Source organism: Paenibacillus sp. MAHUQ-63, assembly GCF_028765165.1.
Lineage (GTDB): Bacteria > Bacillota > Bacilli > Paenibacillales > NBRC-103111 > Paenibacillus_E.
Genome location: NZ_JARADB010000001.1, coordinates 1053613 through 1068172, shown reverse-complemented (window position 1 = coordinate 1068172; position 14560 = coordinate 1053613). Strand labels below are relative to the sequence as shown.

The 14560-nt window shown below is 49.1% G+C and carries 12 protein-coding genes; 10 read left to right on the top strand and 2 right to left on the bottom strand.

Going from position 1 to position 14560, the window contains the following annotated elements:
* The first annotated feature begins 7 nt into the window (after positions 1–7).
* The 4 genes from pheT (at position 8) to PUT07_RS04695 (ending at position 6378) form a co-directional block, all read left to right on the top strand.
* A complete protein-coding gene (pheT, locus tag PUT07_RS04710; RefSeq protein ID WP_274466640.1) occupies positions 8–2449 on the top strand; it encodes a phenylalanine--tRNA ligase subunit beta in 2442 nt (813 codons plus the stop codon).
* A gap of 93 nt (positions 2450–2542) precedes the next feature.
* The gene (locus PUT07_RS04705) at positions 2543–4717 is read left to right on the top strand and encodes a hypothetical protein (protein WP_274466639.1); all 2175 of its coding nucleotides are present in this window, start codon (positions 2543–2545) and stop codon (positions 4715–4717) included.
* A gap of 12 nt (positions 4718–4729) precedes the next feature.
* The gene (locus tag PUT07_RS04700) at positions 4730–5278 is read left to right on the top strand and encodes a CvpA family protein (RefSeq protein ID WP_274466638.1); all 549 of its coding nucleotides are present in this window, start codon (positions 4730–4732) and stop codon (positions 5276–5278) included.
* 539 nt (positions 5279–5817) lie between these two features.
* On the top strand, positions 5818–6378 hold the full coding sequence (locus tag PUT07_RS04695) for an IS1595 family transposase (RefSeq protein ID WP_274466637.1): 561 nt from the start codon (positions 5818–5820) through the stop codon (positions 6376–6378).
* Between the two features lie 67 nt (positions 6379–6445).
* Here PUT07_RS04695 and PUT07_RS04690 read toward each other — a convergent pair whose 3' ends face one another.
* Positions 6446–6832 carry a cupredoxin domain-containing protein gene (locus PUT07_RS04690; RefSeq protein ID WP_274466636.1) on the bottom strand — a complete coding sequence of 129 codons (387 nt, stop codon included), beginning with the start codon at positions 6830–6832 and terminating at the stop codon, positions 6446–6448.
* A gap of 199 nt (positions 6833–7031) precedes the next feature.
* Entirely contained in the window at positions 7032–7400 is a 369-nt protein-coding gene (locus tag PUT07_RS04685; protein ID WP_274466635.1) for a phage holin family protein, read from the bottom strand.
* Positions 7401–7652: 252 nt separating this feature from the next.
* Here PUT07_RS04685 and PUT07_RS04680 point away from each other — a divergent pair, with 252 nt between their 5' ends.
* From PUT07_RS04680 to cysK, 6 genes are all read left to right on the top strand, one after another.
* A complete protein-coding gene (locus PUT07_RS04680) occupies positions 7653–10013 on the top strand; it encodes an endonuclease MutS2 (protein WP_274466634.1) in 2361 nt (786 codons plus the stop codon).
* 132 nt (positions 10014–10145) lie between these two features.
* Positions 10146–10826, top strand: a complete 681-nt coding sequence (locus PUT07_RS04675) for a PspA/IM30 family protein (protein ID WP_274466633.1) — start codon at positions 10146–10148, stop codon at positions 10824–10826.
* A 115-nt stretch (positions 10827–10941) separates the two neighbouring features.
* Positions 10942–11361 carry a DUF350 domain-containing protein gene (locus tag PUT07_RS04670; RefSeq protein WP_274466632.1) on the top strand — a complete coding sequence of 140 codons (420 nt, stop codon included), beginning with the start codon at positions 10942–10944 and terminating at the stop codon, positions 11359–11361.
* 134 nt (positions 11362–11495) lie between these two features.
* Positions 11496–11999, top strand: coding sequence for a hypothetical protein (locus PUT07_RS04665; RefSeq protein ID WP_274466631.1), 504 nt, complete (start codon positions 11496–11498; stop codon positions 11997–11999).
* A 126-nt stretch (positions 12000–12125) separates the two neighbouring features.
* Entirely contained in the window at positions 12126–13436 is a 1311-nt protein-coding gene (locus tag PUT07_RS04660; protein ID WP_274466630.1) for an MFS transporter, read from the top strand.
* A gap of 81 nt (positions 13437–13517) precedes the next feature.
* Entirely contained in the window at positions 13518–14429 is a 912-nt protein-coding gene (gene cysK, locus PUT07_RS04655) for a cysteine synthase A (RefSeq protein WP_274467462.1), read from the top strand.
* The last annotated feature ends 131 nt before the right edge of the window (positions 14430–14560 follow it).

Genomic DNA, 14560 nt, shown 5'->3' with positions numbered 1-14560 from the left:
GTTAAGCATGAATGTTTCATACCAATGGTTATCGAAATATGTAGATGTATCAGGCTTCACAGCCGAAGAATTAGCTGAAAAGCTGACCCGCAGCGGGATTGAAGTTGATATCGTGGAAGATCGCAATAAAGGCGTGACAGGCGTAGTCGTCGGCTTCGTGAAATCGCGTGAAAAGCACCCTGATGCGGATAAGCTAAGCGTTTGTATCGTGGATGCCGGACAGGGCGAAGATCTGCAAATCGTCTGCGGCGCCAAAAATATCGATGCCGGGCAAAAAGTGCCCGTCGCCATGATCGGAGCGGCGCTGCCTGGCGGATTGCAGATCAAACGCGCCAAGCTGCGCGGCGTTGAATCGCAGGGGATGATCTGCTCGGCCAAAGAGCTCGGATTGAACGACAAACTGCTGCCCAAAGAAATTCAGGAAGGCATTCTAGTACTCCCTGAAGATACCGAAGTCGGCAGCTCCATCCTGGATGTGCTTGCCATCAATGACAAAGTGCTGGAGCTAGACTTGACACCGAACCGCTCCGACTGCTTAAGCATGCTCGGAGCGGCTTACGAGATCGCTGCAATCCTCGGACGCAGCGTGAAGCTTCCGGATGCGGAAGCGGCATTGCAAGCGGCTGGTACAGCCGGCTTGAAAGCTGCGGACCGCATCAGCGTGAACATCACAGCGGCGGAGCAGTGCTCCCACTACGCAGCCCGCCTGATCGAGGGCGTTCGCGTAGGGACATCTCCGCTGTGGATGCAAAACCGCTTGATGGCGGCCGGTATCCGTCCCATCAATAACATTGTCGACATCACGAATTTCGTGATGCTGGAATACGGCCAGCCGCTGCACGCTTTCGACGCCGATCAGCTGAACAATGGCCACATCGACGTACGCCTTGCTCAGGCCGGCGAGAAGCTCGTCACGCTTGACGATGTAGAGCGTACGCTGGAGCCGCACATGCTGCTCGTTACGGACGGCACGAAGCCTGTAGCTATCGCTGGAGTCATGGGCGGCGCCAACTCGGAAGTGACGGGCGGCACGACGCGGATTCTGCTTGAATCCGCCAAATTCGCCGGCTCTTCCGTGCGCCGTACGTCCCGCCAGCTGGGCCTTCGTTCCGAAGCGAGCCTGCGCTTCGAGAAAGAAGTGAATCCGGAAGCGGTCCTCCCGGCATTGAACCGCGCCGCTGCGCTTATCGCTGAGCTCGCTGGCGGCCAAGTGGCGGACGGCATCGTCGAAGCCGTTGCCGGATCCCACAAGCCGGTCAGCATCGAGCTCGGAGTCGGCCGGGTCAACAACTACCTCGGCACCACGCTCTCCGTTGCCGAGATCGGACAAATCATCGAACGGCTGCATTTCACGTATGAGCCGGCAGGCGAAGACAAGCTGCTCGTGCATGTGCCGAGCCGCCGCGGAGACATTACGCGGGATGTCGATTTAATTGAAGAAGTGGCACGCCTCTTCGGCTACGATAACATCCCGACTACGCTGATGACCGGTGTGACGACGCCCGGATCCTTGACCAAAGACCAGTCGATCCGCCGCGTTGCCCGTAATCTTCTGACGCAGAGCGGGCTGCATGAAGTCATCACCTATGCCTTCACGCACCCGGACCAAACCGTTTCGCTGCCGAGTCTATACCCTGCAGCGAAGCCGGTCTCCCTCGCAATGCCGATGAGCGAGGAGCGCAGCGAGCTGCGGACCAGCCTGCTGCCGCATTTGCTGGAAGTGGTCAGCTATAACCGTAACCGTACGATGGATGACGTTGCCATTTTCGAAATCGGCAAGGCATTCGTGACGGAAGAAGCGGCTCTTGCAACGCTGCCGGAAGAAAAGCTGCTTCTTTCCATCGTACTGACAGGCAAAAGACGTCAAGCCCACTGGGCGCAGAAATCAGAAGCAGTTGATTTCTATGACCTGAAGGGAATTTTCGATCGTCTAGTGAGCTATTTGGGCGTTAAAGGTCTTTCTTACGCTTCTGCGGCACCTGAAGGCTTCCACCCGGGACGTACGGCAGAGCTTCTGCTTGACGGCAAAGTGATCGGCCGCATGGGCCAATTGCATCCGACGGTTCAACAACAGCGCGATCTGGACGACACCTATGTGCTTGAAGTCGAACTGGCTCCAATCATGGACGCGGCCGGAGATGCCATTGTTTACAAATTGCTGCCGCGCTATCCGTCGATCGGCAGAGACCTGGCCGTCGTTGTCAATACCAGTGTTCCGGTAGGTCATATGGAGCAAACCATTGCCGAAGTGGCCGGCGACCTGTTGGAATCCATCCAGGTATTTGACATCTATACTGGGGAGCGTCTTGGCGCAAATCGCAAAAGCGTAGCCATCTCACTCGTATACCGTCATGCGGAAAGAACACTGCAAGATGAAGAAGTCACCGAGCTCCATGCCAAAGTGGTTCAAACCCTTGAACAGCAATATGAGGCGGAGCTAAGAAAATAAAGCAACTTTCATGATAGTTGCAGGAGAATAGGCTGGTCTTATCGAAATTAACGTCGATAAGGCCAGCCTTTTCATTTAAGGGGGAAATAACGCATGAACGCTGAGGACAAATCCAAAATTACCGTTGAAATATATGGCAATCAATATAAATTGAGAGCAAGCAACAGCACTGGATATATGAAGCGAGTAGCCGAATACGTGAATGACCAAATGTTTCATATCGCCAAAGGTTACCCGCGTCTGGACTCCCAACGAATTGCTGTACTCGCCGCGGTGAACATGGCGGATGAATGCTTCCGCATGAACGAAATCATGGAAGAGTTGAGCGCATCACAGAAAGAACACGAAGCGACCAAAGCATCATATGAGAAGCTAAACGTCACCTTCAACCAGCTGAAGCATGACCACGATAAACTGCAATCTTTGGCAAACGAGCACAAAGGCAAACTGGACCAAAGCAAAGAGCAGCAGGAACAGCTGAGCCAAGAATTGCAGAAGAGAAAACAAGAGCTGGAGCAAGCCAATCAACAAGTGCAGCAAGCCAAGCAGCAGCAGGATCAAGCCAAACAGCATTATGAGGGGCTCAAACAGCAGCTTGAACAGGAAAAAAAGCAGACCGCTCAGGTGCGGCAGCTGCTTGAACAAGAGAAACAACAGCATGGGCGGGCTTCTCAGCTGGCGGAGCAAAGCAAAAAAGAGCAGGAACAGCTCAAACAGCAGCTTGGACAAGCCAAACAGCAGCAAGAGCAGGCGAAGCAGCTAAACGATCAGCTCAAGCAGCAGCTGGAGCAGGAAAAAAAGCAATCCACTGAAGCGCGGCAACTGCTCGAGCAAGAAAAACAGCAGTTTGAGCAGTCATCTCAACAAATAGAACAAGCCAAGCAAGAGCAGGAGCAGCTCAAACAACAGCTGGAGCAAGAAAAGCAGCAGCACGCACAAGCCAAACAACAGCTGGAGCAAGAAAAGCAGCAGCACGCACAAGCCAAACAGCAGTTGGAGCAATTCAAGCAGACGCAAGCTCAAAATAATCAGCAGCTGGAGCAAGAAAAGCAGCAGCACGCACAAGCCAAACAGCAATTGGAACAGTTGAAGCAGCAGCAAGCTCAGAGTAAGCAGCAATTGGAGCAAGAAAAGCAGCAGCATACACAAGCCAAACAGCAATTGGAGCAGTCCAAGCAGCAGCAAGCTCAAATTAAACAGCAATTGGAGCAAGAAAAGCAGCAGCATGCACAAGTCAAACAACAATTGGAGCAGTCCAAGCAGCAGTTGGAACAGTCCGAACAGCAGCAAACGCAGTTCAATAAGCAATTGGAGCTAGGAAAACAGCAACAAACAGCAATCAAACAGCAATTGGAGCAAGAACAACTCATGCACCAGCAAACCGCGCAACAGCTCGAATTGATGAAGCAGCAACAAGCAGAATTCAAAGAGCAGCAAGAACGGTTGGCACTGAGCTTGGAAGAAAAGCAGCAGCAATCGCAGGAAACGAAGGAGCAGCTGGAACAGTTGAAGCAGCAGCTTCTTGAAGCTCAGCAGCAGTTGGAGCAACAGAAGCAGCAGCAAGCCAAAGCCTTGAAACTGCAGGAGCTGGAAGTCAAGAGATTCGAAATGGAACTGCAGGAACAACTGCAGGCCAAACAAGAAATCGAAAAAGAAAAGCAGCAGCTCGTTCAGCAAATTCAGACTGTCAATCAGCAGCATCAACAGGAAAAAACTGCTTTATCTCAGAAGCATGAACAGGATAAAAAGCAGCTGAGTCAACAATTTAACTTGGATATAGAAACACTCGAGCGCCGGCACACACAAGATAAAGAGGCAATCAACCAGCAATATCAAGATGAAGTGGAGGTCCTCAAAAATCTGCACAAAGAGGAGCTTCAGGCTAACATTCACCGTTTGGAGCAGGACAAGGTCACCCTGGTCGAGCGTTTCCAAGAACAACAAAACAGTATTGTCCAGAAGTATGAGGAGCAAAAAACAACCATCATTCAACATTACCAGTCTCAGCTGGAGTCGCTCATTAAGCAGCAACAGGGAGAGCGGGCTTTGTTGAATCAGTACTTTGCAGAAGAGAAAGAACGCTTGGCGGAGGATTTCCAGAAAGAAAAAGAAGAGCTATTGGCTCAAAACAGGAATGATGCGGCTCAGCAAAAAGAACTCGAACAGATAACCAAAGAGTATAATGCGTTAAGAGAAGAATATGCTAAGCTGCAGACCGAGTATAATGAGTGGATTGAGCTGGTTGAAGCGGATAGTCCTACAAGGTAAATCAACTTGACGATGAACACATTAGATTACATCTTGCTGGCTATCGTTGCTTTGGGCCTGCTCTTGGGATATTTTAGAGGCTTTATCGCTCAAATCGTTTCGCTCTCGGGCTTTGTATTAGCCTACCTGGTTGCTTTTTATTTCTACAAAGATGTGGCCCCGTTCCTTCGCAGTACAGTTTCACTGCCCACCTATGAGAACTATGAAAAATATGAATTTATCGTAAAAGGTCTCAACCTCGACACGTATATTTTAAATGCGCTAGCTTTTGCCATCTTATTTTTCGGCGTGAAATTCACGCTGGTTATTATCGGAAGAGCATTGAACGTTTTGGCCAAAACACCAGGGTTGAACTTTATTAATCGTTGGAGCGGCGCACTTCTTGGTTTAGCCGAAGCATTGTTAATCATCATCATTGCAGTTAACGTCATGACCATCATTCCGTCGGACGGACTCCAGAAACTCCTTTCAAGCTCGGTCACAGCTCCTTACTTGATCAATGAACTTCCTAACCTTGCAGGTATGCTGCAAGAGCTTTGGAAGCAAAGAATAGCCCTCTAGAAGCTGCCTACTTCATCTATTTGAAGTTGGTGGCTTCTGTGCATTCTTGCCGCGAATTCAATCCGGAGCCAAACTATCAAGCTCTACCTATCCTCATCAATTCCCTTAAAGCCCCAACCCCAACCTATCCTGATTTAGCCCCTTCTAACTCAGTCCTACTCTCGTCGCCCCCTTCATATTGCACAAGCCCATTTTCTGAAGTATCTACAAGCAGCCATAATCGCCACAAAGTCGTGCCACCAACCCGAACCCCAACCCCAACCCGAACCCCAACCCCAACCCGAACCCCAACCCCAACCCGAACCCCAACCCCAACCCGAACCCCAACCCCAACCCGAACCCCAACCCCAACCCCAAGTATCCCTAACATTGGTCCTGCGAACTCCTACGCTACCTCGTTGTAGATATCACAGAAAAGGGCGAAAATGAAAGAGTTCCCCCTCCAATAAAGTAAAATTTTGCTTTACATGGGAACTTATGTTCGATATAATGGAAATATAGGAATGAATGTTCGCATCGAACTGCAAGGAGGAAATTTTATGAACTTATATGAATTTGAATCCTTGGAGGAAGTTTTTAAAACAGAGGAAGATTGCGAAAGCTTTTTGATGAAGAGGCGTTGGGGAGACGGCTTTTGCTGCCCGCGGTGCGATAACCATTTATTTTATAGAGTGAAAACCCGTAAGCTGTTGGAATGTAAGGAATGCCGTACACAAATATCGTTAACAGCCGGTACCGTAATGCATAAGTCCAAGCTGCCACTAATGCTTTGGTTCAAGGCCATTCAAGCATTAATTCGTGAAGGCCAAGCGTATTCCATTGCACAGTTTGCCGAGCTTTTGGGGGTGAATTACCGTACTGCTAAATTAATGCTGGAGAAGATCCAGTTAGCTTTATCTAAGGTACATAGAAACAAGTCTCAGGAAAAAGAAGCAGACAACTCAAAATCGCCTATTTTGATAACGAATTTTGGCAGTTTCATGTTTAAAAATTCCAAGAACATCAAATATGACGAAATAATTCTGTTTAAAAAATGGATGAATGCCTTTGTGTCCGTCCGATTATTCCCACTGTTCCTAAGATGTTACCAAATGTTATGAAAATAAAATGAATACAAAAAAACCTTACCGCTGAATGCCGCGATAAGGTGTGGAATTTCCGTTATAACTACTCGACAATCAGAGTAGATTTCATATTGGCGTGACCGCTTCCGCACATGATGGAGCAAGTAATAGGGAATGATCCCGTTTTATCCGGGGTGAAGGTAAATGTTTTGTTGCTGTTGTCGAGCTTAACATTGAATTCTTTAATAGATGCACCATGGACACCTTGGGAGTTGTCAAGGGAAATGGTAACAGGTTCACCCTTTTTGACATGATACTCGGCTTGGTCAAATTTGAAGTTCGTTGCTTTCAGAACGACGTTTTGGCCACCAGAAGCTTGGGTTGTAGCCGCAGGTGTTGTTGTTTCTGCAGGTTTTGATTCTTTGCCTCCGCAAGCTGTAAGCGCAATGATTAAGAAGACCCCCGTCATTAGAACGAGTAATTTTTTCATATGTATATACCCCTCCGAACAAATGTATTTGTTTCCCTATTTATTGTACAGTACCTGTTTTGAAAAAGCAGTGACAAACTAGTGAAGAAAGAGTTCCAATACTAGAGCAAAAGAAAAGATCGGCCCGGCGATTAATTACGCAGCAGACCGATCTCTTTTGGGCCTTATCAATGGATATCAGAAGTGAAAACTGATGATATTATCGACGATCTTCTCTTCCTGTGATCCCTTGCTCAAAAGGGGTTTTCACAGGAATGAACAGGTCGATGATTCCAATGACTAAAGCAGCTAGAATGGCACCTATGATGCTCGTCGACACATTGCTAACGACAAACTGAGCGGCCCAAATGACGAGCGCACTTACTAGAAAGCCTACGATTCCTCTGCCAAAGGGAGTGATCTGTTTGCCAAAGACCCCTTCGATGATCCAAGCGGCAATGGCAATGACCAACGCAAGGAAAAATGCACTCCAGAATCCACCAACTTGAAACCCCGGAACCAGCCAGCTGACAAACATTAATACCAAAGCAGATACAATAAACCTAACCAGATGTCCTAGAAGATGCATTCAAGAACCTCCTTTTTTCTGCCGCGAGAAATGGTTTGCGTCTCACGACTAGAAATGATGATTTTGTTGAACAATGCTTGGTGTGTTTGAAGTTTTACGGTTCCTTTGGCAGAAGGAATAGGTGCACAACTTAGTGTATCCAATTGTCTAAAAGTTTATGGTAGGTAGCATCTTCCATATAATCATTGTCTCCATAGCTAATCATGCTCCATTTGGTTTATAATAATGGGTAGAGAAAAGAGGTAGGGACAGTTGAACAAGAAAATTATTAAAACCTTGGAATATGGGAAAATCTTACATAAACTATCGCATCATGCGGCTACTTCGCTGGGGAAAGACGCGGTAGAGAAGCTCGAGCCGAAAGGCGATTTTGAGCTTGTGAAGCTGCGGCTGCAAGCAACGGATGAAGCTGTGAATGTGGAACGTTTGAAGGGTAACGCTCCTTTCGGCGGAATCAGGGACATTCGTGCTTCATTACATCGGGCAAGAATCGGCGGTATGTTGAATCCCAGCGAGTTATTGGATATAACTACGACCATGTTTGGCACGCGGAGACTCAAACGGTTCATTCTTGCTGTACATGAGGAATACGCAATTCCTATGCTTAAAGAGCAGGTCGAACTGCTCACTGAGAACAAGCCGCTGGAAGACAAAATCAACAGCTGTATCGATGAGAATGCGGTAGTTGTTGACAGTGCGAGTCCGGAGCTAGGCCGAGTGCGGAGTGAACTCCGCACAGGAGAGAGCAGGGTACGCGAGCGCTTGGAGCAAATGCTGCGCAATTCGTCCGTGCAGAAAATGCTGCAAGATGTCCTGATTACAATCCGCAACGACAGGTTTGTTATTCCGGTTAAGGCGGAATATCGTTCCAACTTCGGCGGAATGATTCATGACCAATCGGCTTCGGGAGCAACGTTATATATAGAGCCGGATGCCATTGTTCAATTGAATAATAAGATTCGTGAGCTTAAGTTTAAGGAAGAGGCCGAGATTGAGAAGATTTTGCGTGCGCTGACAGCACTCGTTGCTGAACAAGTGGATGTGCTCGTTTATGATGTTGATCAATTGGCTGAGCTTGATTTCACCTTTGCGAAAGCGGGACTGGCAAGAGAGCTGAAAGCGACGAAACCAAGATTGAACGACCGTGGATTTATCAAAATCAAACGCGGCAGACACCCGCTGATTGCTGCGGACATTGTTGTTCCTCTTGATTTGGAGTTGGGGAATGATTTTACGCAAATTATTGTTACGGGTCCAAACACGGGGGGTAAAACGGTATCCCTCAAAACCGTAGGTCTTCTGAGCTTGATGGCCATGTCCGGGCTGTTCGTCCCAGCGGAGGAAGGTACGCAATTATGCGTATTCGACGCGATCTACGCGGATATCGGGGACGAACAAAGTATTGAGCAAAATTTGAGTACTTTTTCAAGTCATATGACGAATATTATTAGTATTTTACGGGATATGACGCCGAAGAGTCTTGTCTTGCTGGATGAGCTTGGCGCAGGTACGGATCCTGCTGAAGGTTCTGCATTAGCGATTTCTATTTTGGATTACATTCATCAAATAGGCTGCCGTATCATTGCGACAACGCATTATTCCGAACTGAAGGCTTATGCGTACCAAACACGAGGAACCATTAATGCAAGTATGGAATTTGATATACAAAAGCTTAGTCCGACTTACCGTTTGCTCGTCGGTGTACCAGGGCGAAGCAATGCCTTTGCCATTGCGGAACGCTTAGGACTATCGCGGCGCATTATCGAGCATGCCCGTAATCAGGTCGGCGAGGAAGAGAAGCGCGTGGAGTCCATGATCGCTTCGCTCGAGGAGAATCGCCTCATCGCGGAAGCGGAACGCAACACGGCCGAGAAGCTGCGGCGTGAAGCGGAGGCGATGCGCCAAACGCTGGAAGCGCAGCAAGCGAAGTTCGACGAGCAGCGCGATAAGCTGCTGGAGAAGGCCGAGCGCGACGCCCGAGATGCCGTCGCCAAAGCGCGCCGCGAGGCGGACGAAGTCATCGCCGAGCTGCGGCGCATGGCGCTGGAGGAAGCCGGCGGGGTCAAGGACCACCGGCTGGTGGATGCGAAGCGCCGTCTGGATCAAGCTGCGCCCGAGCTGCGCCAGAAGCAGGTTCGTGCGGCGAAGAAGCGGCCTGAGCGTATCGAGGCCGGAGATGAAGTGCGGGTTGTGAGCCTTGGCCAGAAAGGTCACGTGGTCGAGGTTGTCAGCTCCACTGAAGCTACCGTGCAGCTGGGAATTATGAAAATGAAAGTCGAGATTGCCAATCTCGAGAAAATAGGCAGCGCAGCGCCGAAGAAACCTGCGCAACAGGTAGCGGCGACAGTTAAACGGACGCGAGATGAGAGCATCCGTATGGAACTGGATATGCGAGGCATGAATGTGGAAGAAGCATTGATTGAGGCTGATCGCTTCCTGGATGAGTCCTTCCTGGGCAATCTCGGGCAGGTATATTTGATTCACGGCAAAGGCACAGGCGTGCTTCGCACGGGGATGCAGGAGTACTTACGCCGTCATAAGCATGTGAAGAGCTACCGCATGGGGAACTACAACGAAGGCGGAGCCGGCGTGACGGTTGTCGAGTTGAAATAGCTTTTAAAAATATTTTCATCTTTTTGAAACTTCAATCTTCGGGGTTGCGTATGTAATCAGTGTAAGCACCGGTGACTAGATGACAACGTAACTCAACTATAAAAGATGGATCATCCTTAGGAGGAATTGAAAATGGGTATTTTTAAAAGGCTTCGCGATATGACAATGGCATCGATCAATGATTTGCTGGACAAAGCGGAAGATCCGGTTAAGATGTTGAATCAGTTCTTGCGCGACATGGAAGAAGATATTTTGGAAGCAGAGTCTGCAGTAGCCAAGCAAATTGCCATCGAGAAAAAGTTTAAGCTGCAGTATGAGGAAGCCGAAGAAATGGTTACGAAGCGCACCGAGCAAGCGATGAAAGCACTCGAAGCGGGAAACGAAGAATTAGCTCGCCGCGCGTTGGAAGACAAGAAAGAGCATCAAGTTCGTTTCGATGAGCTCAAGAGTCAATACGATCTTGCCAAAACAAATGCCGATCAGCTTCGCGGTCAATTGTCCGAGATGAAAGACGAATTCAACAAAATGAAAAATAAGAAAGATTTGTTGATCGCACGTGCTGAAACGGCAAAAGCGCAAAAACAAATCAACCAAGCGATGTCCGGATTCGGGACTGACAATGCGGCTAAAGGTTTTGACCGTATGAGCCAAAAAGTGCTCCAAATGGAAGCTGAAGCTCAAGCGAGCGGCGAGATCCGCGCGAAGAACCGCAGCTTGGACGACGAGTTGGAAGGGCTTGGCGCTAGCAAGAGCGGTATCGATGACGAATTGGCGGCAATGAAAGCAAAGCTTGCTGAAAAAAAACAATCTTAATGATATACTAAGAGTACCTGCGAGAGACTGAGCCAAACTCAGTCTCTTCTACCGTATATAGGGATTTTTAAACAAAATTTAAACTCTATACAGGAAAGAGGGGCAGGGAGACAAGATGAACGAAGAGGTGGATGTGTTGTTGAGTAATCCGTATTTATCGACGCTTGCATTTTTTGCAGTTGCCGTTGTTGCGCTTGTGATCTTTTTAACGATTTTCGAAATGGTCACCAAGTATGATGATTGGGCAGAAATCAAAAAAGGCAATCTCTCTGTCGCAATGGCGACAGGCGGGAAAATTTTTGGTATCTGCAACTTGTTCCGCTTTGCTATTTTAAACAACGATACGATGATGCATTCCCTCATTTGGGCGGGGTTCGGTTTCTTGCTGCTGCTCGTAGCTTACTTCATTTTTGAATTTTTGACGCCTTATTTCAAAATTGATGAAGAGATTAAGAACGACAACCGCGCAGTCGGTTTCTTGTCGATGACGCTATCTGTCTCCCTTTCTTACGTAGTGGGTGCTTGCGTAACTTAGAAACATACATAGTTTTGGAGGCTTGAAGATGAAATACCTGTGGGGCACTTTGTTTGCCATCGCATTTGTGTTCGTGGCGGCAGGGATTTATTATTTAATGAAATTTGCTTGATGCATAACTGGAGGATTAGAACATGAGTGCCAACGATGAAGTTGTATGTCCATGGTGCCAAACGGAGATTGTTTGGGATCCGGAGATTGGGCCGGAGGAAGAGTGCCCGCATTGTTTCAATGAGCTCGGGGACTACCGGAGCGTTGATTTGAAGGTGAAGCAGACCGGTCAGCCGCTGCGCTTCCAAGAGCAGGATTATGTGGATTCCGACGAAGATTTGTCGCTTGCTTGGGACAACTCTGATGAACCTTTAGATAAGTACGGAGAGAATGTACAGCATATTACTGACGAACAGGAAGAAGCTCCCGAATGCTCCAGCTGCCACGAATTGATGCTGCATGCCGGTAACGAGGTGGTTAGCGAAGCGGTGTTCACGCCGGTTATTCCCAAAACGCTCGGCAGTGCGTTCCTGACCGGACCTTTCACGATGAGTGTATATGTATGCCCTTCCTGTTTTAAGGTGGAGAAAATATTGTCCGATACGGATCGCCTGCTTATGGTTGAACGGATTAAATCGGAGTCCTAGTCGAAAGATGAAGAGTGAAGAACCGAGTCCCTATGGATTCGGTTTTTGTTCGTTTCAACCTCATATTTTCACTCGAATGGGGAAGCTTAACTAGAGCTATTCTTATCGCGGGGAAAGGTGAGGAGTATGCACAACGACCAGAGTATGCAGCGTCTGCATCCGGGAAAGACTGGAGCACGCGCAGAGAAGAATTATTTCGAGGATCGAGGACAAGTCGGTCAAACGGAAGGAGAGCCTAAGAAAGGCCGTCTGGACTCGCAAGCGATCCTCCTGCTTATTGTCCATACACTGTTTGGCTGCGCGAACGCTTTATCGGGCACCTTTGTCGGCGTCTACTTGTGGAAAGCGAAAAATGACTTCACCTTAATCGGATGGTTTACGTTAGCGACGCACCTGACGATGGCCATCACGTTCTGGTTGGCTGGCAAGTGGGTGAAAGAGCATAATAAAATGAACTGTCTGCGCATCGGCGTCGCTGTATCGGCTGTATTTTATATGCTGGTCCTTTGGCTTGGCGCAAATAGTATTCATTATTTCGTATGGCTCGGAATGGTGCAGGGAATTTCCGCTGGGTTGTTCTGGGTTGCCTTTAATGTCGTATATTTCGAGGTGACGGACCCGGATAACCGCGACCGATTTAACGGTACGGTGGGACTGCTTGGCTCGGGAGCCGGCATTTTTGCCCCGTGGATCTCAGGCTTTCTGATCGTTAAATTGGGAGGTGTGGCCGGTTATCGGCTCATTTTCTCCATTTCGCTGGGGATTTTCCTGGCTGGGGTCGTCATCAGCTTCTTCCTGAAAAAAAGGAAAGTACAAGGCCGCTATGAATGGATGTTTCCTATTCGCTGCCTCAAACAAAACGAAACGCCTTGGAAACGCGTCAGCTTGGCGCTTGTATTTCAAGGTGTACGGGAAGGCGTTTTTGGCTTTATGATCGCTCTCCTCGTCTATATCTCAACCTCCAGTGAAGCAAGTCTGGGAAATTTCGTACTCATCACGTCAGCGGTTTCGCTGGTAAGCTTTTGGGCGGTAGGCCGGTTTATCAAACCGCGATTCCGTAAGATCAGCATGCTGATCGGTGCGACGATGGTGGTCGCCATCATTGTGCCGTTCTTCTGGAGTGTCGGGTGGTCGACGCTGTTGATTTTCGGCTTGGGCGCAGCGCTATTTTTTCCGATGTACTCTGTACCCATGGTTTCAGCTGTATTCGATTTGATTGGTTCCACGGAAGAAAGCGCCAAACAAAGGGAGGAGTACGTCGTTCTGCGCGAGCTCTCACTTAATGTTGGTCGTGTATGCGGGGTGCTGCTGTTCATCAGTGTTATTTCATGGAATAAAGATCCGCTTGTTGTGAGTGTGCTGCTGCTCGTTATCGGCAGCTCTCCGCTCTTCAGTTGGTTCTTCATGAGAAAGCAGCTTTCCGTAATAAAATCTTGACATCTCCGGGGCTTCCCGATAAAAATGTGTGTAGAGTTGTATGGGGAAGAGGAGGGAGCAAGACCCTTGACACATCGTAAAATGGTAAACAGCATCACGGAGCTGATCGGGAATACGCCGGCGGTACGGATCAACCGATTGGTGCAGCCGGGGGATGCTGAACTTTATGTGAAGCTGGAATATTTCAATCCAAGCGGCAGTGTGAAAGATCGCGCGGCGTATAATTTAATTGCGCAGGCCGAGAAGGACGGGCTGCTCCGTCCGGGCGCGACGATTATCGAGCCGACGAGCGGCAACACCGGCATCGGACTGGCTATGAATGCCGCTGCCAAAGGCTATAAAGCCATCCTCATCATGCCGGATAATATGACCAAGGAGCGGATTAATCTGCTCAAGGCTTATGGCGCTGAGGTTGTGCTGACCCCCGCCGCTCTTCGGATGCCGGGGGCGATCGCGAAGGCGAAGGAGCTCAGGGATCAAATCCCGAATAGCTTCATCCCTCAGCAATTCGAGAATCCGGCAAATCCGGGCATTCACCGGACCACGACGGCTCCAGAGATATTGGAGCAGATGGAAGGGCGTCTAGATGCCTTCGTAGCCACTTCCGGCACCGGAGGAACCATTACCGGAACAGGCGAGGTACTCCGGGAACAGCTCCCGGACATCCAGATCTATGTGGTGGAACCGAAAGGCTCCCCGGTTCTGTCAGGGGGAAGCCCGGGGCCTCACAAGCTTGTCGGAACGAGCCCGGGCTTTGTACCGGCGATTCTGAACACGAGTGTCTATGATGAAATCGTACAGGTTGCGGATGAGGATGCGATCCGAACGATGCGGGACTTGGCAAGCCGGGAAGGCATCCTGGTTGGCCCGTCTGCCGGGGCTTCGGTATGGACGGGACTGCAGGTGGCCCGCAAGCTTGGTGCCGGGAGAAGAGTGCTGTGCATCGCGCCGGATACCGGAGAAAGGTATTTGAGTATGGAGCTTTTTGAATAACAGTGCCTGCAATTGCGTCCGCTCGGATCTTATGAACCGGCGGGCGTATTTATATTATGTAAATTATTCGAAAAAGATTGAATAAAAATTCATCATTAGGTATAATTATAGAAGTAAGAACGTTCGTATCG